The following is a 20,356-nucleotide window of genomic DNA, read 5'->3' as shown; positions in this document are numbered from 1 at the left end:
TTTTTAGAAAAAACGAAACAGCTTAACAAAAACACGCACTCAAAGAAGAACAAAAGCGTATCCACACAACGGTCGGTGGATACGCTTTCTAATTCTTTTCTGCCCACTTCTTTAAAGCACTTATGCTTACAAAACTTATGATGAAGTCCGCAATAAACTCCACCCTGAGAACTCGCCATTTCCTGCCCACATCTGAATAAGTCCGAGCGTCAGTAAAGCAACACTCATCAATGATATGCTTGCGATTTTCACTATAATCCCCTCTCACGAAAAGCTCGATTCAAAAGATTGGTCACGAACGACAACCGTTTCGGGGACAAAACGAAGGAGACGATTTGCACTGTCTAAGTTCTGAAACCTCGGGTCCCACTCTTCTTCGTTGTCCCCAAGGTAGCGTTTAAGAATTTGTCTTGCAACCGCTCGGTCAAACGGCTCTACCATCGCATGTCCGCGAAAACCCGCATGCCATACTTTTCCTGTTCTTTTTTCCATTTCCACAAATCCAATTGCACATCGCGGTTCATCTGTAACACGAGCCAAAAAACTGTCCGAAGCTGGATTTCCAATCACCCAAATAGCTTTTCCGTCCCAATAAAACCAAACCGGTGATTCTCTCGGGGCGCCATTTTGTGTGACCGTTGCTAAATGGGCAAACTGTGGCTTTTGTAGAAATGCATCCAAATCAAATGATTTTTTCCGATCTCGAATGACTTTCAAAACATCACCTCCATCATTTTCATAACATTCTACTATTCATCCTGCTGCTGTTCAAAAATTACGGATGATGCAGTCTATCTACTGAATCAAGATGATACCCTCGAAATGCTAATTTGATGATGTCAGGCTTAGACGTGTGAACCCAATAGCGATAACCAAAAGCAACTGGATCGAAGTAGTTCATCATCGAAGTCATGATGTTTCCGTGTGTCCCTACGGCCACGTTTGACCAGTCTTTCTCTTCTATGATGTTGAAAATGACGGGCAAAGCTCGAACCTGTGCCTCTCTCACCGTTTCTCCGCCCTCTAAACAAAAATCTATATCTATGAATGATCGTTCTAGAGCGATCATTCGTTCTTCGTTTGCCAACTTGTAATTCCCTTTAATCGGCCTTTCTTTTAACGATTCGTGTATTGAAATATTCGCATGAGGAAGGGCGTATTCGATCGTTTGTATCGCCCGTTTGTATGGACTTGAAAAAACGTGTTCAAAACAAATCTGGCTAAGCACTGGTCTTAACCGTTTTGCTTCTGCAATGCCTTGATCGGATAGAGCCCGCTCACGCTCCTCGCCAAAAACGAACGGCGAGTGGGCGTGGCGAATGAAATAAATGGTTGTCTTCGTTCGTTCATCTCCTGGAGTACTACTTGTTTCAATCGTTAAGAATAAGCAGGATACAAAAGTAGGTCGACGGACTACAAAATTAGACTAAATACGAATGCGATCAAAACGATAAACAACAAGTAACCGAATGCAAATGCTAAGTTCTTTCGGATAATGTTGTACGGATTCGCTTGCAATTGCATGGCAAGGACGGTTGGCGTCACATTAAACGGTCCAATCATGACGGTACTTAAACCAACCCCGATGAGCAACACGCTCACACCGTAAGGATGCGCTGCGATCGCTTCGGTTAAAAACGGCGAAATAATGGCGATGGAGATGAGGGGATGGAAGCCGACGAGCGCCAGGCCAAATATACATAATGCCGTCAGTAAATAAAAGAACAGTAACGAACCTTGCGAATACACATAATCAAACCCTACATTCATGTAATCAAATAGGACGGTATACGGAAACACTTCGACGAAAAACCCTGCTGATAAAAACAAGAAAAACAGACCGTGAAGCTGCGTTGTGTTTCCGCGTAAATATCGCCAACTCATCACGCGAAATCGCTTCGGTTTTTTTATGAAGGCAGACCAGATGAACGTAAACGGGATAATAAGTATCGTAACGGTGAACAAAAATGTTTGCGGTATGAGGCTATTCAATGTGAGCAGTGTGATTATAAAGAACGTAATCGCAACTCCGAGATGAAGCAGCTTCTTATATAAAGAATGAATATCTTCTGGACTTTCGATGGTTGTTTGTAATTCAACGCCTCTAAGCTTTCGATTATGAATCCACCAATCAATCGCGACAAAAATAAGGCTAATCGTAAACAGCGTCGGCAACAGTGTTAAATAACTTTGCCCTGTCATATCTACGGTTGAGGCAACGAGTATTTCGGTCGGGCTCCACAAGAGAAGCATCGCATATGCCCGCAATATACTATGAGCAAAAAACCGTTCGACGACGACATTGCTCAATTGTTCCAGCTTACTTTTCACCGTCGCAACGACGACAGGAACGGTCGCTACGTTAAGAAACAGCGTGAGTAGATACGACATTAACGATGTACGGCGGTAGAGGCGAACGGTATCTGGTTTTGGAGGCATGGAGATCATTTGACTGAGTGCTCGGTCGTATTTCCCTACAGAAATGATCGTACTCATAAACGGCAAAATGAACAGGAGCGCCAATAAACTAACCATGGATCCGAACAGATCAAAAAACCGGACATCGGTAGGAACATACACCCAATAGAAAATAATGCCTAACAAAAAGAAAGAAAGACCAGCCCATTTGTACAGTCGGCTGGCTTTTTGAATATTAAGAACAATAATAAGTAAGGCGAGTATGCCAATCACCGTCTGAATGCCGGGCACGGTGTACATTTCTTGAATCAGATACAAGATGACGATGATTCCGTATAAGTAAAAGATGCTCCCACCTACTTTGATTCAAATTAACCGACAAAAGAGAGCCCTTATAGACCCTCTTTTATTCATTATATCACGTGTTTTGATTTCAACTGCACAATCTCATCTTCTGAAAAACCGATACCTGAAAGAATTTCACTATTGTTTTCGCCTAAATCTGGGGCGACAGTTCGAATACTGCCCGGTGTTTTTTCAAACTTCGGTACAATACCTGGCACTTTGATTTGCCCAAGGCGTGGATGTTTCACTTCCACAATGTTTTCACGGGCTCGATATTGTTCATCATTGAAGATGTCTTCGATACTCATCACCGGGCTTACCGGTACACCGTATTCATCGAGGTGGTTGAGCAGCTCCTTACGGTCTTTCGTTCCGATCCAGTCTTCAACAATCTGGTTCGTGTCGTCGTTGTTTTCCAGTCGTTTGGCGTTTGTATAGTAACGTGGATCTTCAAGCATATCTTCTCGCCCCATCGCATTCGCCAATCTATTGAACGTCGTGTCTGTACTCGTTACAAGTACGACCCAATGACCGTCCTTCGTCTTAAACGTTCCAGATGGTGATGAATGTCCATGAAGTCCTGGCGCACGCTCACGTACTTTTTGCAACTGATCATACTCTGCCACGAGAAACTCCATCATACGGAAGACCGTTTCATACAGGGCAATGTCAACCATTTGCCCACTGCCTTCTTCCGATGTATCCCGGTTGTAAAGCGCCGTTACAGCTGCAAATGCCACATAGATGCCGCAAATATAATCGGTTAACGAGAACGGCGGACTGACCGGATGACGGTCCGTAAACCCTTGCAAATACGTATAGCCACTAAACGCGGTTGCAGGAGTACCAAATCCTGCTTTCTCTTTATACGGACCGGTCTGTCCATAACCAGATACACGGATCATAATGAGGTTCGGGTTTTCTTCCTTTAGAACATCATATCCGACGCCCCATTTCTCAAGGGTTCCTGGACGAAAATTCTCAACAAGAATATCCGATTTTCGAGCGAGTTTCTTTAGAATTTCCACGCCCTCTTCTTGATGGAGGTCTAACGTAAGCGAGCGTTTATTTCTAGAAAGACCTGGCCACCGAAGCGGCTCTCCGTCTTCGGAGAACGGACCGACGCTTCGTGACGTATCCCCACGTCCGGGAATCTCTACTTTAATTACATCTGCACCAAAATCGCCAAGAAGTGCTGTTCCGTAAGGTGCTGCGATCATTGTCGAAACATCTAAGATGGTAACGCCTTCTAAAGGTGTTTTTGCCATGTCTAAACTGCCCCTTTCGTTTGGACTCACGAACGTTACGGTATGCTAACGTGAGATTTCGTGCTGTTTGGTGAATAGATGTCGTTAATGTTCCACTGACCGTCTGTCGGTACCGGCTCATTACGCATCGCTACATCAATGACAACCGGCTCATTCGCGTCGATCGCTTCTTTCACAGCCCCTTTAAATTCCTCTGCACTTTGTACTTTAATCCCTTTTACACCAAACCCTTCAGCGATGGCTGCGAAGTTCGGCGTATACGTTTCTCCACCCTTTTTGAAAAGTGTTCCGTACGTCGTATCGTAATGAGCCATCTCAAGGCCTGCAATCGTTCCGTATGCACTGTTGTTCATCACGATCCAAACGACAGGGATATTCTCTTCAACCGCTGTGGCTAACACTGCTGGATTTTGACCAAAGCCACCATCACCAATAAGAGATACGACGGTCTTCTCTGGTTGTGCAAGCTTCGCACCAAGAGCCGCGCTAGACCCAAATCCCATCGTCGCATACCCTCCAGGAGTTAAGATTGATCCTGGTGTGTAGATTGGGAACTGCTGGCCAACACCATTTTTATTCCAACCAACATCTGTCGTAATGTACGCATCCCGCGGGAGAACTTCACGAACATCGGCTAGAATTCGCTCCGGCTTCATCGGGAACGCATCGCTGTTCACATTTTCACTAATGCTACTTCTGAGTTCTTTACGGTACGTTTGAATGTCTTCTTTGAGTTTTTCATTTCGGTCGATGCCGTTCGGATAGAGACGTTTAGCCACGCGAATCAAGGCGACGAGTGCGCGTTTTAAGTCTGCGGTTGCACCGATTTCCACTGGGTAGTTTCGTCCAATTTCATTTGGATCAATGTCAATTTGAATGAGTTTTGTTGCTGGGATATCAAACGTGACGCCTGGATACCAAGAACTGCTATCTGCTTCTTTGAAGCTCGTTCCTAATCCGAAGAGATAGTCGGCATTCTTCGTCTGATCATTAATGAATTTCGTTCCCCAAAATCCAGTCATCCCAAGCGTTAGCGGATGATCATCAGGCAGTACACCTTTGCCCATTAACGAATGTGCAACTGGAATGTTCATATGATCAACAAACGCTTGCAGTTCTTCGGTAGCATCCGAAAGTACGACGCCTCCACCTGCATAAATGACCGGACGTTTTGCGTCTGCAAGAGCATGAACGATACGCTCGGCAGTCTCCTCATCTAATGATGGTTTATCAATCACACGTGTATGGTGCTTTAACTTTTCAAATAGACTCGTGTCTACTTCTTTAGAGAAAATGTCCATTGGAACAGAGACGAGTACAGGTCCTGGACGACCACTTTCTGCAAGTTGAAACGCTTTTTGCAGAATCTCTGGGAACAAGTCCGGGCGATCTACGCGCCATGCACGTTTCACGAATGGACGATAGATTTCAAATTGAGCGCCATCTGCGTGAAGGTTCACTTCTTGGTGAGGGTGCTTGCCGTAATAATGACTCGGAACGTCTCCAGCAATGACAACCATTGGAATTGAGTCGAGTGCAGCATTTGCTACACCTGTTGCTGCATTCGTTAAACCAGGTCCAAGGTGACTAAGGACAACGGCGGTTTCTTTCTTCGCACGGGCATACCCGTCTGCTGCATGAGACGCAATTTGTTCATGACGAACATTGATAAATTTAATCGAACTCTTATCAAGCTCGGATAAAACGGCAATATTCGTATGGCCACATAAACCAAAGATATGATCAACATTCCGGTCTTCTAAATAGTTGACCAACTGGGTTGAAATGAGTTTCTTCATGATTGTTCCTCCTTGTATTGAAAATCAATAAGGATCTTCGCAAAACTCCCTGAAAGGGCAAGTTCATAGGCTTTTTCAAAATCTGCTAACGGTAGAATCTTAGAGATAAAGACTGTCGGATCAAACCGCTCATCCGACAAGTATTCAATGCTCTCGGCAAAGTCTTTTGGAAAACGGTAAATAATGCTTCCATAAATGGTCTGTTCTTTTCGAACGATCTGTCCAATCGGCAACTCTGATTCGTTCGTAATGCCGATTAAAAGTACAGAACCCCCTGGTTTTAACCAACGAAAACAAGATTGTACCGACTGTGGTGTACCTGCAGCTTCTACTACATAATCAAAGGCGTCTTCATCAATCGCATCTGGGTGTGTCGCTCGAATGTGTGGAAAAGGCTTTAGCATGTCTAATTTTTCATGATTAATGTCAACCGCTGTTACGTCGGCTCCTAAGTAATCAGCGAGAGCAACCGTTAACAAGCCTTCCGTTCCACAACCTACGACAAGCACACGGTCGCCCTTCTTTATGTTCAGCTTCTTTAATCCGTGAACGATCACCGCTAACGGTTCAATGAGGACGGCTCGCTCATTAGAAACGTCATCTGGAATCGGAATCACATACTTCGAATCTATAATAAATTCATGAGCAAAACCGCCGCTTGCGTTAATGCCAATTGATTTTTTGTGCGGGCAAATGTTTTCTTGTTCGTTTAAGCAATACTCACATTGTCCACAAAACGTATTAGGCGTAACGACGACACGTGTTCCTTCGGATATCGACACATGACTGCCTGCTTGCTCAACAATACCGACAAGCTCATGACCCGGTCGAACTGGATACGTGGCGTGCTGAATCTTACCACGATACACAGAGAGATCAGACCCACAAATCCCTCCATAGATGACTCGAATTTTAACTTCATTCGCCTCTACCGCGTGCAGAGGCGCCGATTCCCTAAGCACTAAAGAATTCGGTTCAGCTATATACAATTCACTCACGTCGTCACTCCCCCATTACATCATCAATCACTTCAAGCACGGTTTCCAACTGTTCGATTGGCATTTGACCCGGCGCAGAGCTTTCACTTCCGACGGCAAACGTCATCGCCGATCCACACGCACCGCCCATCATACGTGACAAAGCACCAAGGCGACCCATCGACATCGTCACAACTGGAATGGATAAGTGTTCTGACGCTTTGTTTGTTGCTTGTAGTAACGTGAGCACATCGGCAACCGATTGCGGCATGACCGCGACTTTTCCAACATCTGCCCCTTGCTCGTCAGCTTGTTGCAATTTCTCATAGATGAGATGCTCGCTCGGCGTTTCTGCAAAATTGTGGTACGACATGAGCAGTTGCACGCCCTGTTCTTGTGCGAGTGCCTTTACTCGGTCAATATGTTGTTGTTCTGAACTTAATTCAACATCAATGAGGTCAATGGTTCCGCTCTTAATTATCGCTTCGTACATATCAAAGACCTCATCTTCTGTCATCGTGATGGATTCGCCGCCTTCTCTCATTGATCGGCGGGTAAATAGGATCGGAATATGGGCTGATCGATTGCGAATTTCTTCAGCTGTTGATCGAAGCGCCTCAACGTCATCAAGCTTTGCAAAGAAGTCAACGCGCCATTCGATAATGTCAGGGTTCTTTTTCACAATCACTTCAAGCTGCGTCATAAGCGCATTGCGATCCACTCCCGTAAGCGGTGTGCAAATGAGCGGTCGTTGCTGATCACTATTGCGAAAGTCTTGGAGCAGTACTTGCTTTTTCATTACACATTCATCTCCTTTTTACATGAAGTCTTGTAAAACGATCATTTTCATTTCAGACATTTCTTCAACGGCGAAACGTGCACCTTCACGACCTAATCCACTGTTTTTGATTCCACCGTATGGCCAATGGTCTAGACGGTAGTTTGATGTTCCGTTCACAACAACGCCGCCCATCTCTAACTCAATTGCAGCTTTTCGGATGACATCCATTGAATTTGAAAAGATCCCTGCTTGTAGACCAAACTCCGAATCGTTCACTTCATCAATGGCGTCATCCATGTCTGTATAAGGCAAAATGCTAATGAGTGGACCAAACACTTCATGACAAACGACACGACTGGTCGATTTCGGGCGATATAACACAGACGGCTGGACAGCTGCGCCTTCGACGCCACCTCCTGCAATTAACTCCGCACCTTCAGAAACCGCTTCTTCGATCCATGAAGCAATTCTCTCTCCTGTTTTCGCATCCACAACACAACCAACGTCTGTTGATTCATCAAGGGGGTCTCCTTGTTTTAACTCGCTTACGTTTTCCTTCACCTGTTCAACAAAGCGTTCGATCACATCTTCATGTACATAAACGCGCTGAACGGAAATACAACTTTGACCGGAGTTGCTAAATCCTGTTTTTACAGCAAGGGATGCAGCACGATTTATATCTGCATCGTGATGAACGATCGTTGCTGAGTTTCCGCCGAGTTCAAGCAATACTTTCTTCATCCCTGAAATTTTTGATATTTGACGTCCTGCGGGTACGCCTCCTGTAAAAGAAATAATGTTCGTTCGTTCATCCTCAACGATCTGCTCACCCACTTCACGACCACCAAGCACCATATGAAGCGCTTCTTTCGGCATCCCTGCATCCATCATCAGTTCAACAAAAGCCGCTGCAATCAACGGTGTTTGCGGAGCTGGTTTTAATAGTGTGACGTTCCCAGCTGCAAATGCAGGACCGACTTTGTGACAAACGAGGTTGAGCGGTGCATTAAACGGTGTAATTGCAGCAATAACGCCTGCTGGTACCCGAAACGTAAGCGCCATGGAATGTTTCCCACGCTCTGAGGCGCTTCCAGGAATGGTTTCCCCGATTAAACGCTTCGCTTCTTCAGCTGATTGTTCTAGCGTTTCAATTGAGCGGGACACTTCATCACGCGTATTTTTTAATGCTTTCCCTACTTCTAAGGAAATAAGCTTTGCATATTCTTCTTTTCGCTCGGTTAGAAGCTCTGCTGATTGCTTTAGAATGCGGGCACGTTCTGCAGCAGATAAACCGGCAACGACCTTTTTGCCTGCAAACGCTTGAGAGAGCGCTCTCTCAACGTCTTTTGTATCTGCTTCCCACTGTTGTCCAATCACTTCTCCACTGTATGGGCTTACGACGTTTATTCCGTCTTGTTCTTTATCAATCCATTGTCCGGCAATGAATGGTCTTGACTTTCTCATGCGCGTTCTCCCCCATCCTGCTTTTGAATTCCTGTATAACGAACAAGGTGCTCTTCATTCGGGCAAGGCCCTTTAATGCGTACTCCGCTCATCATCTCTTCGTACGCATGCGCCACAATGCCCATGCCACGAGAGAGCGCAAAGATCCCTTTTGCGGCTTCCGCTGGAACACCGAGCTCACATTGAATAGCGGCTGAAATGCCATCCACATTGATTGTCATCTTTCGATTTTTACGTTCAGAAAGACGGTCCCGATAGTTTGCAAGAATATCCAGATACGTTCCTGTAATCTCACCTGTCTCAATGAGCTCTCCGGCTAGCTCATAAAGACGACTCACACGTGGATCATCGTCGTGCAACTGATGACCAAACCCAGGTAACTTTCCTTTGCGCGAAAAGATTTCCGTCAATTTATCATCCACGGCTGTTTCATTGTGTTTGAGGTTGTCTTCGGTCTTATAAAGAATGGCCATCGCCTCTTCCACCGCACCCCCGTGAACATCTCCAAGCATATTCATTCCGGTTGCAACCGCAGAATTAAACGAAACGCCACACGTCGCTGCCATTCGGGCCGCTGCGATCGATGGGGCACGAGGTCCATGATCCGAACCTGCAACGAGAACACTTTCAAACAATTTGGCTTGTGCATCACTTAAGTGACGACCGCAAAGTAAGAAGTACAGCATCTGCGTATACGATACATTTCCGATGAGTCTTCCACTCGTTCGCCACGAATGATAATTTCATTTTTTTTTATATCACTAATCTCTGTTTCCCACCATGCGCCACCGTTTCGATAGGCTTCTAATGCGCTACGACTCATCCAAATCCCCACTTTCTTAGCTTAGCAACTGATCTACTAGTTCTTTAAGGCTTGATAAGTATTTCGTTACATTTTCATCGGTGAAGCGTTGCGATAGCCCACTAATGGAGATGCAATAATGCACTTCACCTGCCTGGTTAAAGATCGGAGCGGATATTGCCGATAGCCCTTGCTCCCGTTCTTCATGCGTCACGGCGTATCCTTGTTCTTTAATCTGAGCCAGGTCCGCACGCAACCCTGGAATTCGGTCTGGATCGTTCATTTGCTTAAAAATGCGTGCTTGGAACGACTCACTTTGGTGCGCAAGCAGTACCTTTCCTCCAGCACCTGCAAATAGAGGCAGTGGCTGGCCTAATGATACGAGATGGCGCAGCGGACGAAGTCCTTCGAACTGCTCAATACAAATTCGCTTATCGTTCACAATCGTATAGAGGTTTACTGTTTCTGACGTTTCTTCACGCAGTTTCGACATGACCGGTTTAGCAACTTCTTTAATATCAAACGATTTCGCGGCAACCGAGCCCATGTAATACAATTTATGACCCAACTTGTATTTCATCGTGCTTTCGTTTTTAACGATGAGACCGTTCGCTTCAAGCGTCGATAACATCCGAGTCGTCGTTGATTTAGCCAAATCAATCATTTTAGAAATTTCAGTGAGCGTAAGTTCTTGTTTTTGCATTGAAAAACAATCAAGTATATCCAGTGCACGTTGCACTGTACGTAACGAATCTTTCTTTTCCAATTGAGAACCGCCCCTTTACAATAGTTCCGTTTAATAGAACACAATTTCATTTAATGGTACTTTTATTGTAAAACGGGACGGTCGGCATGTCAATTTGAAAACGCTTTATTTATGATGAGCGGTTGCCGCTTCAATTGAAGCCATGAATGTTTTTGCTGACTGCAAACATCTTCGAACGAACGCCTCATGTCCGAGCTCTTCGGTGCGTTTACGGTGGGGCATTTCTAACGACATTGGAATCTTTGGAATTCGTTCAAGAACTTGCCCGACGTTTGTGCCGCCCTCACCAATATACAATCGCTCTTCCCGTACAATTCTCGTCATCTCATCCCGATCTGTTGGGATGTCACCAATCGCATCGCATAGGTGAAAATATCTGAACCATTCTTTTGGCACCCGGTCTAAATCTTCAACTCGGTCTTTGGATCGGTGGAAGTGATGGGCATCAATCATAAGTCCTGCATTCTCTCGCTCTGTGGCTTCGAGTACATCGACAGCCCCTTGTAACGTTGATACAGAAGCAATCGGTACGAACTCAAGCTCCACTGTCAACCCGTACGGTTTTGCTAAATCACAGAGCTGTGCAAAACTCTCCTTCGCAAAAGCCGAATCATCCGTCCAAATGCTACTCAAAACATGCTTTGCTCCAAGTTCAGCCGCCACATGAAAAGCGGGTTCATAATCTTTTGGATCTGTACCGTCGCTAATTTTGGCAAGTTCAATATCAAGAAGCCCAAGACCTGTCTCCTGCAAAGCTTTTCTCGTATCTCTAAACATTTCCTTTTTATTTGCTAGATCGTAATTCGGTTCATTTGGCAGCCCCATATAAATCGGACGAATACTAACGAAGTCGTAACCTGCCCGTGCAGCTGTATACGTCAACTCAGGTGGTGCTAAATCCAATGCGGTGAGATGTGCAAGTGAATATTGATAGCTCATTTGAGCCACTCCCCTCTTATGATAGAAAGTCTACGGCCGCCTCGACCGCCTCTCGACTGTCATGACCTATGGCGTATACAGTGACAACGTCATCGTTTTTCAACTGCAAGTTAATTAGCCCAAGCACACTTTTCAGGTTTACATCGTAAAGGGCGCCACCGACGCGTTTCTTGACAAACACTTCGGATTTGTACCGTGACAAACAATGACTCAATTCAAAGATTGTCTGGTTTTCATCAAGTTGGATCGTGATGATTTGTGCTTCTCTCATTGGATCGACCTCCTTTAGTCACTTCCAAGTAAGAAGAGTGATATTTCTGGAACGAAAATGACAATAAACAACGTAATTAAAATTACACCGATAAAAGGCAGAACTGCTTTTGACAGTGACAAGATCGACACACCCGAAATACCTGAAGCTACAAAGAGATTCACGCCAATCGGAGGTGTAATAAATCCGATAGCTAAGTTTAAAATGATGATCATACCGAAGTGAATTGGGTCATAACCAAGTTCCATTCCAACCGGTAACAACAATGGTGTAAAAATGATAATCGCAGCTGTCGTGTCCATAAAACAGCCAACAATTAACAGCATTACCGTAATAATTAGAATCAGTAGGATCGGATTCTCTGTAACAGATAACATTGCATTTGCGATCTGACTTGGGATGTGTTCAATTGTCATAATCGTTCCAAATACTGTAGCTGCACCGATAATGAATAAGATTGAAGCCGTTGTAAGCGCTGAGTTTCGTAAAATAGCATACAAATCTCTTATTTTTAGTTCCCTATAGAGAACGACCCCTGCAATCAGCCGTAAATGACCGCAACAGCAGCCGCTTCCGTCGGTGTGAAATAACCGCTATAAATCCCGCCGAGTATAATAATCGGGACGAGCAATGCCCACTTCGCATCCCATAAAGCAGCTCCAAATTTTTTGAATGAGAATGCTCGCCATTTCCTTTGTATCCTTTACGCTTGGCATAAATGTAGGCATACAGCATGAGAGAGATGGTGACGAGAATTCCAGGAATAATACCGGCAATAAACAAGTCACCAACCGAAGCACCTGCAGTGACCCCATAAACAATCATGGGAATGCTCGGAGGCAAGATGACACCAAGTGCACCTGCCGCTGCAACGAGTGCGGTCGTAAAGCGTTTGTCATACCCCATCTGAACCATAGCGGGGATCATCATGCCCCCGATAGCGGCGACTGTCGCCGGTCCAGAACCAGAAATCGCAGAAAAGAGCAAACATGTAATAATCGTTGCCATTGCAAACCCACCGGTACGATTTCCTACAACCGATTCTGCAACTGCAAATAATCGTTTTGATAGACCGCCCTTGCCCATAATTTCTCCAGCAAGAATAAAGAAGGGTACGGCCATAATGGGAAAGGAGTCTACCGATGTGACCATATTCTGAGCTAAAAAGTCGAGCGGCATCGTGCCTGCGAACAGTAGAGCAAAGAGCGAGGACACACCGAGTGCTACCCCAATCGGTACACTAAGTAAAATAAGCACGAAAAAACTAACAAATAAGACAACAGCGGTCATGAATGGCTGCCTCCTTTCATCGCATCCTCTTCATTCGCTGAAAATGAGCCGTTGGAATCGGCATCTTGCTCACCTTTACCAAGGAGGTACTTAATTTGCGCGATGAGCTGTTGCACGATTCGAATTGCAGTCAAGGCCATTCCAACAGGAACAGCTAAATACACCCAACCCATTTCTACCTCTAAAGCCGGGGACAACTGTCCAAAATCAAAAATTATTGAAACAATTCTGCCTCCATATACGAAAAGGAAGAGGGCAAATCCTAGAAAGATGACATTTGTGAAAATGTTCAAATACACACCCGCTCGTTCTTTTAAGACGAGGAGAAGGGCGTCTACCCGAATGTGCCGTTGCTTTTTCACGGCATAACTTACTCCGAGAAAGATCATCCAAATAAAACAATAACGAGCCAATTCTTCTGACCAACCAAACGAGGACTCAAACACGAAACGCATGAACACTTGTGCAGATATAGAAGCGACCATCACTGTAAATATGATGACCATTAGGCTTTCTTCAAAATAGCGGTCGAGCCAACGAATCACATTCACTTTATGCGCCCTCCTCTAGTTGCTCAGCTGCGTCCATTATGGCGTCTAGTACTTCGCCGCCATAAGTTTCACGAAAACGTTCATACACTGGATCGACGGCATCTCTTAATCGTTCAAATTCGTCATCACTTAATTCCGTAACCGTCATTCCTTGATCTTTAACAAACGCTATACCGTCCGCTGCCTCTTGCTGATTCGCCTCTCGTTGCTCGTGCATGATTTCTTCAGAAGCATTGGCGATGATGTCTCGTTCCTCATCTGTTAGCGAATCCCAAAACGGCTTACTCACCATAAACGGGCTTGCGTTATAAATGTGATTCGTTTCCGTTAAAAAATTCTGCACTTCATAGAAGTGGCTATTTACGACGTTTCCAACCGGATTTTCCTGTCCGTTTACCGTCCTTGTTCCATAGCAATATACAGTTCACCATAATTAATCGGTACCGGGTTTGCCCCGAGCTCCGTCCATATTTGCATATGGATGCGGTTTTCTAACGTCCGAATATCTAACCCGCGAATGTCTTCAAGCGTCTCAACTTCTCGAACGTTGTTACTAAGCATTCGAAACCCGTTCTCCCAAAAATTGAGGCCAATAATGTTCTCTTGTTCTAACTCAGCAAGTACATTTTCACCAATTTCACTATCCAACACTCGGTAAGCGCTTTCTTCCTCTGCAAACAAAAATGGCAAATCAAACACATGAAATGAATCTGAGAATTGTGCAATTGGACCTGTGGATATGGTCGCCCCTTGGACTGTATTTAATTGCATACCTTCAAGCAACTCCCGGTCTCCACCAAGCTGACTGTTCGTGAACACATCCACCTTTATCGATCCGTTCGTTTCTTCTTCTACTTGATCTGCAAAAGCAAACATCGCTTGACTTAAGGAACGATCATCAGGTGTTGCATTACCAATTCTCATTAATTTTGGTTCATCGTCCCACTCGGCAACAGACGCACAGCCAGAAACAAGAAACAAGAGCATCATGCTCATAATCTTTGTTGCAACCTTCATATCAGTCACTCCCTCATGCCGATTCCATAGATGATTAGATGACCACTCTGCGTTTTTCCTTTACACTCGTTTGAATGGCCTCGAGCACCTTCAACGTTTGCATGCCTTCTTCACCGGTAACGAGTGGTTGTTCTTCACCTTCAATGACACGAATAAAGTGTGCTAATTCTGCTTGCATTGGATCATTATCCATCGGCTGTTCACTCGCTTCGCTTAAAGGGTATTCCCAACCATAGGTGTCTTCCTCGTACGTAAACACGCGCATACTCGGGAAAGCAATGCTCCACGAGTGCCAAAAAAGTGATAACAATCTTCCTCATAAAAGGTATACTTTGGATTTTCCTTTGCCGTAAATTCATATGACCACGGAGCCGGTGTTCCATCGGAAATAAAATAGTTAAACGTTGCACCATTTGAAGCCTCTAATATCATTGAAGCCGTATCTTCAACTTGATGACCTCGACCGAGATTACGAGTCACCGCGTAAACCGCTTCAATTGTAAGACCGGTGGCGTATCTTAAGTTATCAATATCATGTATGCCGTTTATGAGTAAGGGGCCGCCTCCTTTAGTGACACGCCATTCTTCTTGGAAATACGGACGGTCTTTGGCTAGTACAAAAAGTAAATTGCCGCCAACGAGCTCACCGATGACTCCAGACTGAATGATCGTTTTTAACTGTTGCATCTTTGCCGAATGACGACGATGATGGCCGATGAGTAACGGCACTTCTTTCGCCGCACAATATGCAATCATTTCCATCGCTTCTTCAGCATCGGTTGCAATCGGCTTCTCAACAAGAGGCACAATGCCTTTGTCAGCAGCTAATTGAACCGCTTGTTTGTGTAAACGGTTTGGCAGTGCAATGATGACACCGTCAAGTTCTTCTGAATCCATAAGCTCTTCGTAATTTTCATACAGTGGAACACCTAATTCTTTTGCTCTTCGTTTATCAGTTTCTCCCCTACCTGCCACAGCAACGAGCAGGCCATTGTCCATTTCCTGCAAATCTTTCGCAAAGGTATACCCATGATTCATCCCTAAAACAGCAATTCTCTTCATAACGTTCGCTCCTTTGTGATACTAGTATACAAGTTGAGGTGCCGTTGCAAACGACGATAAAAAATACCCGTTATCGTCGCCCAGCAAAGTACTCCGGATATTTCTCGAAAATGTAATCATAGTAAGACCAAATGTTATCAAGATGATCGGTCAGCTTTTTATCTAACGATTCAACTTGATTTTCTTCAATAAACTGAAACATCTTTTCATGATCTTCAATAATACGGTCCGTTTCTTGAGTCTCATAAAATTCAAGGTAACGCATGCGATTCACATGCCCACGAACTTGTCTTACATATGCACTTAATGTTTCATTTCCGGAGATTTCTAGAATCTTGTCATGATACACTTCATCATAATGATAAAATTGCTCAAGATCGCCAGTAGACGCGGATTCACGTTGTTTTTCAATCACCTCAAGTACCGCTTTTTTATGGCGTTTTGTCTCGTCTGTATTCGGATTCCAAGTTTCCGCGACTTGCCGAAATGCGGTCCGCTCCAAACTTTCCCGCACTTGGTAGGCTTCTTTAACTTTCGAAAAAGAAATGTATTCCACCTGGATTCCTTTTTGAGGGATGACGCGTAAAAACCCTTCAGATGAGAGCAAACGAATGGCTTCGCGTATCGGTGTCCGACTCACACCGAGTACTTGCGCAAGTTCATTTTCTGAAATCATTTGCCCGTTTATACTTCAACGTAATGACTTCGTTATACAAATAACGGTAAATTTCTGTACCTAGCGTTTTCCTTGGAAAGGTTAGATCTGTCATAATTCACCTTCTTGCGTTTGAATTAAGAAAATTGTAAGCGCATACTAGTATACATGTCAATCAATATTATGAAATGATTCCGAAAAAAGCACCAGTGGAGAGCTGTCATTTGGTACAATAAACAATAGCGAATTTCTAAGAAGGGTAGCGAAAAGCGATGAGTCAAAAACCACGGTCATATCGAGAAAAAAGCATCGTTTTTATTGGCTTTATGGGGTCAGGAAAAACGACGATTGGAGAACGGGTTGCAAAGAAGTTATACCGCGACTTTATTGATATTGACGAAGAAATTGAAAAAGAATACGGAATGCCAGTAACCGAAATCTTTCGCGTGCACGGAGAAGAGACGTTTCGAGCAAAAGAGAAAGAAATGATTACTCGTTTGAGCACACAGCCGCTAAAGATCATCTCCGTCGGTGGTGGAGCGTTTATGAACCAGACATTCGGGACCACTGTCTTGAGAACTGCATCGTTTTATTTTTAGATCTTTCGTGGGATGCGTGGAAAGAGCGACTCAGTTTATTAGTCGCAAGCCGCCCCGTCCTCCAAGGACGATCCATTGAAGAAATTGAAGAGCTATTTCATAAACGTCAAGGCATTTATGCCGATCATAATTCCAAGTTTCGAACCGACCATCTTGACATTGAAGAAGTGAGTGATTACCTTATCTCTTCACTTAAGACATCGTGGGAGCTCTACGACTAGAGAGCTTCCCGTTTTTGTTTGGCAAGCATAAGCGCAAGAACGGAAAACATTTGTGTGAGGCCGAGCTGCTCTACTTCTTCCCACGACAACACGTGCACATCCAACACTTCGCCTTCGTCCAATTGCCTCTCACCTTCTGTCGCATCCGTAATTAAGTAGGAGTGGATTTGGTTTGTCGCCACGGCAGGATTTGTATAATAACTGCCAAGGTAAACCGGTGCTTTCGTAGACATATACCTGTTTCCTCTTTCACTTCCCGAGCGATTGCCTCTTCATTCGTTTCTCCCGCTTCTTTCATCCCTGCAGGCACCTCAAAAAACGCTCGTCCTCCTGCATGACGGTACTGGTTGACGAGTACGACTCGGTTATCCTTTGTGATCACAACTGCATTTACCCAGTCAGGTATTCATTTATGATATATTCTTTTATTTCAAAACCATTCGACATTTTAACGTGCTCTTTCACAACATTTCCAAATCGTGGAGCGATATGGAGATCCTCTCGCGAAATGGTCGTCCATTTTTCCAAAATAATCCTCTCCTGATGTTTAATATTCGCTTTAAATACCGACACTGATTAGCATCTATTATTATATCAAAAGAGGTGCTGGTCGTGCAGATTGCAACAAGACGCAGTCAGAGAAAGAGACGACGCCGTTTTCTATTCAAATTGTTCTTTCGTACTGCAATGATTTCTGCAATTGTTGGGGCATCGGGACTTTTATTAGTTTTCTTGTACACATTCTTTTTAGGGCCGCCGCCCCTTCAAGTGTCCCAGTCAACGTTCATTTATGATGCCAATGATGAGGTCATTAATGAGACGAGGCAAGGTCATCAAAGAAATTGGGCAGACATCGAAGACGTATCCCCCTATGTGTTGGATGCCTTTGTAGCCGTTGAAGACCGCAAGTTTTATGACCATCACGGATTCGATTATATGCGAATTGGCGCGGCCGTTTTAAAAAATGTGCAAACGATGTCCCGCTCGCAAGGAGCAAGTACAATTACACAACAATATGCCCGTAACCTTTTTCTAAACCACGACAAAACGTGGGATCGAAAAGCACGCGAAGCGTTATACGCCTTACGCTTAGAGTGGCATGTCTCAAAAGAAGACATTTTGGAAGGCTATGTGAACACGATCAACTTCGGACACGGCGCTTATGGCATTGAAAGGGCGGCCGAGCAGTATTTTGACGTACCTGCTGCAGAGTTAAGCTTAGAACAAGCAGCGCTTCTTGCTGGTTTGCCACGTGGCCCTTCATACTATTCGCCATACAACCATCCAGAACGCGCCAAAGACCGTCAAGAATTGATTCTCGGTGCGATGAAAGATGAAGGATACATTTCTGTAGAAGCGTACGATCAAGCAATCAATACCCCGATCGAATATGCAGAAGCGACACAGGAACAAGATACAGTCGCCCCTTACTTTCAAGATGTAGTAGAGCGGGAGTTAATCGAACGTTATGATTTGGATCCAGGGATTGTCGAAGCAGGTGGACTGAACATTTATACGACGCTCGACACAACCATTCAAAACGCCGCTGAAACTTACGTGGACTTAGAAATGCCTGACAATGAGCCTTTGCAAACCGCAGTCGTGAGCATTGACCCTGAAACCGGTGATGTAAAAGCGATGGTTGGCGGTACAGATTACGAAACGAGCCCGTACAATCGCGCATATGATGCAAGACGCGCACCAGGTTCCACCTTTAAGCCATTCTTATATTATGCAGCGTTGTCCAACGGTTTCACACCAGCGACGATGTTGCGAAGTGAACCGACGTCCTTTCCTCATCCCGATGGCGAAGAACGTTACGAGCGGGGAACTATGGTGAAATCTATGCGAATGACTTTATTACACTCGTGCAAGCACTTGCATACTCCGACAACATATACGCCGTAAAAACGCACGTTCTACAAGAACCTGAGTCGCTCATTGAAGCTGCCGAGACAGCAGGCATACAAAGCCCGCTCGCTCCGAATATGTCCCTTGCGCTCGGTGCCTCAGATGTCGGCATCATGGAGATCACCAATGCATATAGTCCATTCGCGAACGGTGGCGCACGTGTAACCCCTCGCCTCATTGAACGTGTAGAAGACGCAAGTGGAAATGTGTTGCTAGAGACCGAACCCGAGCGCGAACAAGTTTATGACGAACGGTACGCCTACATGATGACGAGCATGATGAAGCAAATCTTTAACCCGCAAATGAACGATTATACTTCCGTAACAGGGCATTCTATCTCTCACTTGCTACAGCGCCCCGCAGCAGGAAAGAGCGGCAGTACACCTAACGATAATTGGATGATCGGCTACACGCCAAACCTCATCACCGGCGTCTGGGTCGCTTTGATGACAATACGCCGCTCGACCATAAAAAGTACGGGCAAATCGCTAAACGCATTTGGGTTCAGTCATTAGAAGCGAGTCTCGATGGCGAACTAAAGCAAGACTTTCAGTTGCCCCGCGGCGTCGAAAACGTCGACATTGACCTCGAAACCGGTCTGCTCGGCGACGAAGCTTGCGGTCCATCCTATACCGTAGCCTTCATGAAAAAAACCGCACCAGATCAGTCTTGCACAGAGTACATTGAAGACGATGTATTGGATGCGGAAGAAGCGAAAGAAGAAGTCCGCAAAGAAAAAGATAAACTAATGGACAAACTCAAACGTTGGTTTACAAGTGAAGAGCTAGAAATGGAGTAACGCACAAGTAAAATCAAGACACCGAAAGAACAAAGAGTTTGGTGGACAGAATCCTTCAGGTTACCTCAAGCCACGCCCCTACGTGCGTCGTTAAAATAGTGATCTAGATCACTATTTTAACGATCTAGATCGCGCTATACCCGGTGTTTTCGCCCAAAACTTTGCGATCTAGATCGAATACTAACCGATCTAGATCGTTTTCACTGCCTGAACGCGCGCGCTCGCCCCATAAGGCAGGAATTTGATGGAATATTTTAGGAGTTTTGCGATCTAGATCACCACCTTAACGATCTATATAGAATGAACTTAATATTTTCCTGATTTGCGTTGTTGGTTGGAGGGGTAGCGCGGTGCTTCGTGCGATTTTGCGCACTAGTTTGCCTAGTTTAACGATTTCGGCGCTCATTCCGCTAAACTTGCG

The 20,356-nt window shown here is 44.9% G+C and carries 20 protein-coding genes and 5 pseudogenes; 4 read left to right on the top strand and 21 right to left on the bottom strand.

Annotated elements, in window-relative coordinates; all coding sequences use genetic code 11:
* Window positions 1–264: 264 nt before the first annotated feature.
* The 19 genes and pseudogenes from JCM19039_RS08245 to JCM19039_RS08165 form a co-directional block, all read right to left on the bottom strand.
* Window positions 265–717, bottom strand: coding sequence for a pyridoxamine 5'-phosphate oxidase family protein (locus JCM19039_RS08245; RefSeq protein WP_042425862.1), 453 nt, complete (start codon window positions 715–717; stop codon window positions 265–267).
* A gap of 58 nt (window positions 718–775) precedes the next feature.
* Entirely contained in the window at window positions 776–1,321 is a 546-nt protein-coding gene (locus tag JCM19039_RS08240) for a histidine phosphatase family protein (protein WP_238544975.1), read from the bottom strand.
* 92 nt (window positions 1,322–1,413) lie between these two features.
* Window positions 1,414–2,736 (bottom strand): hypothetical protein, encoded by a 1,323-nt coding sequence (locus JCM19039_RS08235; RefSeq protein ID WP_042425859.1) that lies wholly within the window; start codon window positions 2,734–2,736, stop codon window positions 1,414–1,416.
* Between the two features lie 95 nt (window positions 2,737–2,831).
* Window positions 2,832–4,031, bottom strand: a complete 1,200-nt coding sequence (locus tag JCM19039_RS08230) for a CaiB/BaiF CoA-transferase family protein (protein WP_042425858.1) — start codon at window positions 4,029–4,031, stop codon at window positions 2,832–2,834.
* A 35-nt stretch (window positions 4,032–4,066) separates the two neighbouring features.
* The gene (locus tag JCM19039_RS08225) at window positions 4,067–5,830 is read right to left on the bottom strand and encodes a thiamine pyrophosphate-binding protein (protein ID WP_042425856.1); all 1,764 of its coding nucleotides are present in this window, start codon (window positions 5,828–5,830) and stop codon (window positions 4,067–4,069) included.
* Entirely contained in the window at window positions 5,827–6,828 is a 1,002-nt protein-coding gene (locus tag JCM19039_RS08220) for a zinc-binding dehydrogenase (RefSeq protein WP_042425854.1), read from the bottom strand. The genes JCM19039_RS08225 and JCM19039_RS08220 overlap by 4 nt, the downstream gene beginning before the upstream one ends.
* Before the next feature lie 4 nt (window positions 6,829–6,832).
* Window positions 6,833–7,606 carry a type I 3-dehydroquinate dehydratase gene (aroD, locus tag JCM19039_RS08215; protein WP_042425851.1) on the bottom strand — a complete coding sequence of 258 codons (774 nt, stop codon included), beginning with the start codon at window positions 7,604–7,606 and terminating at the stop codon, window positions 6,833–6,835.
* An 18-nt stretch (window positions 7,607–7,624) separates the two neighbouring features.
* Complete coding sequence (locus JCM19039_RS08210) at window positions 7,625–9,052, bottom strand: aldehyde dehydrogenase family protein (RefSeq protein WP_042425849.1); 1,428 nt, start codon at window positions 9,050–9,052, stop codon at window positions 7,625–7,627.
* A pseudogene (locus tag JCM19039_RS08205) lies at window positions 9,049–9,875 on the bottom strand (citryl-CoA lyase). The gene JCM19039_RS08210 and the pseudogene JCM19039_RS08205 overlap by 4 nt, the downstream one beginning before the upstream one ends.
* Window positions 9,876–9,891: 16 nt before the next feature.
* The gene (locus tag JCM19039_RS08200) at window positions 9,892–10,620 is read right to left on the bottom strand and encodes an IclR family transcriptional regulator (protein WP_042399645.1); all 729 of its coding nucleotides are present in this window, start codon (window positions 10,618–10,620) and stop codon (window positions 9,892–9,894) included.
* Between the two features lie 105 nt (window positions 10,621–10,725).
* Complete coding sequence (locus JCM19039_RS08195) at window positions 10,726–11,559, bottom strand: sugar phosphate isomerase/epimerase (protein WP_042425846.1); 834 nt, start codon at window positions 11,557–11,559, stop codon at window positions 10,726–10,728.
* Between the two features lie 16 nt (window positions 11,560–11,575).
* Entirely contained in the window at window positions 11,576–11,830 is a 255-nt protein-coding gene (locus JCM19039_RS08190; protein ID WP_042425843.1) for an HPr family phosphocarrier protein, read from the bottom strand.
* 14 nt (window positions 11,831–11,844) lie between these two features.
* Window positions 11,845–12,461 (bottom strand): annotated as a pseudogene (locus tag JCM19039_RS27240) (TRAP transporter large permease).
* Between the two features lie 113 nt (window positions 12,462–12,574).
* Window positions 12,575–13,120 (bottom strand): annotated as a pseudogene (locus JCM19039_RS27230) (TRAP transporter large permease subunit); the annotation flags it as partial.
* Window positions 13,117–13,671 carry a TRAP transporter small permease gene (locus tag JCM19039_RS08180; protein WP_081834403.1) on the bottom strand — a complete coding sequence of 185 codons (555 nt, stop codon included), beginning with the start codon at window positions 13,669–13,671 and terminating at the stop codon, window positions 13,117–13,119. The pseudogene JCM19039_RS27230 and the gene JCM19039_RS08180, both read right to left, overlap by 4 nt.
* 1 nt (window position 13,672) lies before the next feature.
* Window positions 13,673–14,547, bottom strand: a pseudogene (locus JCM19039_RS23105) (DctP family TRAP transporter solute-binding subunit).
* A 175-nt stretch (window positions 14,548–14,722) separates the two neighbouring features.
* On the bottom strand, window positions 14,723–14,881 hold the full coding sequence (locus tag JCM19039_RS26435; RefSeq protein WP_193744179.1) for a Gfo/Idh/MocA family oxidoreductase: 159 nt from the start codon (window positions 14,879–14,881) through the stop codon (window positions 14,723–14,725).
* Window positions 14,882–14,901: 20 nt separating this feature from the next.
* On the bottom strand, window positions 14,902–15,750 hold the full coding sequence (locus JCM19039_RS08170; RefSeq protein ID WP_052398615.1) for a Gfo/Idh/MocA family protein: 849 nt from the start codon (window positions 15,748–15,750) through the stop codon (window positions 14,902–14,904).
* 70 nt (window positions 15,751–15,820) lie between these two features.
* Window positions 15,821–16,426: a GntR family transcriptional regulator gene (locus JCM19039_RS08165; RefSeq protein WP_052398614.1), complete on the bottom strand. Its 606-nt coding sequence runs from the start codon at window positions 16,424–16,426 to the stop codon at window positions 15,821–15,823.
* A 251-nt stretch (window positions 16,427–16,677) separates the two neighbouring features.
* On the opposite strand from JCM19039_RS08165, the pseudogene JCM19039_RS08160 reads away from it, so the two are divergent.
* Window positions 16,678–17,225: pseudogene (locus JCM19039_RS08160) on the top strand (shikimate kinase).
* On the opposite strand, the gene JCM19039_RS23700 reads toward JCM19039_RS08160, so the two are convergent.
* Both JCM19039_RS23700 and JCM19039_RS27880 read right to left on the bottom strand, forming a co-directional pair.
* Window positions 17,222–17,458, bottom strand: coding sequence for a hypothetical protein (locus JCM19039_RS23700; protein ID WP_042425841.1), 237 nt, complete (start codon window positions 17,456–17,458; stop codon window positions 17,222–17,224). The pseudogene JCM19039_RS08160 and the gene JCM19039_RS23700 overlap by 4 nt on opposite strands.
* Window positions 17,377–17,607 (bottom strand): NUDIX hydrolase, encoded by a 231-nt coding sequence (locus tag JCM19039_RS27880; RefSeq protein ID WP_193744178.1) that lies wholly within the window; start codon window positions 17,605–17,607, stop codon window positions 17,377–17,379. The genes JCM19039_RS23700 and JCM19039_RS27880 overlap by 82 nt, the downstream gene beginning before the upstream one ends.
* 230 nt (window positions 17,608–17,837) lie before the next feature.
* On the opposite strand from JCM19039_RS27880, the gene JCM19039_RS23690 reads away from it, so the two are divergent.
* From JCM19039_RS23690 to JCM19039_RS23680, 3 genes are read left to right on the top strand one after another with little or no spacing between them, the layout of a single operon-like run.
* Complete coding sequence (locus JCM19039_RS23690; RefSeq protein WP_152550137.1) at window positions 17,838–19,133, top strand: transglycosylase domain-containing protein; 1,296 nt, start codon at window positions 17,838–17,840, stop codon at window positions 19,131–19,133.
* Entirely contained in the window at window positions 19,094–19,651 is a 558-nt protein-coding gene (locus JCM19039_RS26430) for a penicillin-binding transpeptidase domain-containing protein (protein ID WP_193744177.1), read from the top strand. Before JCM19039_RS23690 ends, JCM19039_RS26430 begins: the two co-directional genes overlap by 40 nt.
* A 38-nt stretch (window positions 19,652–19,689) precedes the next feature.
* A complete protein-coding gene (locus JCM19039_RS23680) occupies window positions 19,690–19,935 on the top strand; it encodes a hypothetical protein (RefSeq protein WP_152550135.1) in 246 nt (81 codons plus the stop codon).
* Window positions 19,936–20,356: the final 421 nt, after the last annotated feature.

Source organism: Geomicrobium sp. JCM 19039 (assembly GCF_000698145.1).
Lineage (GTDB): Bacteria > Bacillota > Bacilli > Bacillales > Marinococcaceae > Geomicrobium_A.
The sequence above is the reverse complement of the archived record's forward strand: the minus strand, read 5'-3'. Positions and strand labels throughout refer to the sequence as shown.

Bases quoted from the DNA above. Each gene is read 5' to 3' on its own strand.
- JCM19039_RS08210 (WP_042425849.1), bottom strand. From the start codon at position 9,052: ATGAGAAAGTCAAGACCATTCATTGCCGGACAATGGATTGATAAAGAA.
- JCM19039_RS08190 (WP_042425843.1), bottom strand. From the start codon at position 11,830: ATGAGAGAAGCACAAATCATCACGATCCAACTTGATGAAAACCAGACA.
- JCM19039_RS26435 (WP_193744179.1), bottom strand. From the start codon at position 14,881: ATGGATAATGATCCAATGCAAGCAGAATTAGCACACTTTATTCGTGTC.
- JCM19039_RS08195 (WP_042425846.1), bottom strand. From the start codon at position 11,559: ATGAGCTATCAATATTCACTTGCACATCTCACCGCATTGGATTTAGCA.
- JCM19039_RS08170 (WP_052398615.1), bottom strand. From the start codon at position 15,750: ATGAAGAGAATTGCTGTTTTAGGGATGAATCATGGGTATACCTTTGCG.
- JCM19039_RS08165 (WP_052398614.1), bottom strand. From the start codon at position 16,426: ATGATTTCAGAAAATGAACTTGCGCAAGTACTCGGTGTGAGTCGGACA.
- JCM19039_RS08225 (WP_042425856.1), bottom strand. From the start codon at position 5,830: ATGAAGAAACTCATTTCAACCCAGTTGGTCAACTATTTAGAAGACCGG.
- JCM19039_RS08230 (WP_042425858.1), bottom strand. From the start codon at position 4,031: ATGGCAAAAACACCTTTAGAAGGCGTTACCATCTTAGATGTTTCGACA.
- aroD (WP_042425851.1), bottom strand. From the start codon at position 7,606: ATGAAAAAGCAAGTACTGCTCCAAGACTTTCGCAATAGTGATCAGCAA.
- JCM19039_RS23700 (WP_042425841.1), bottom strand. From the start codon at position 17,458: ATGTCTACGAAAGCACCGGTTTACCTTGGCAGTTATTATACAAATCCT.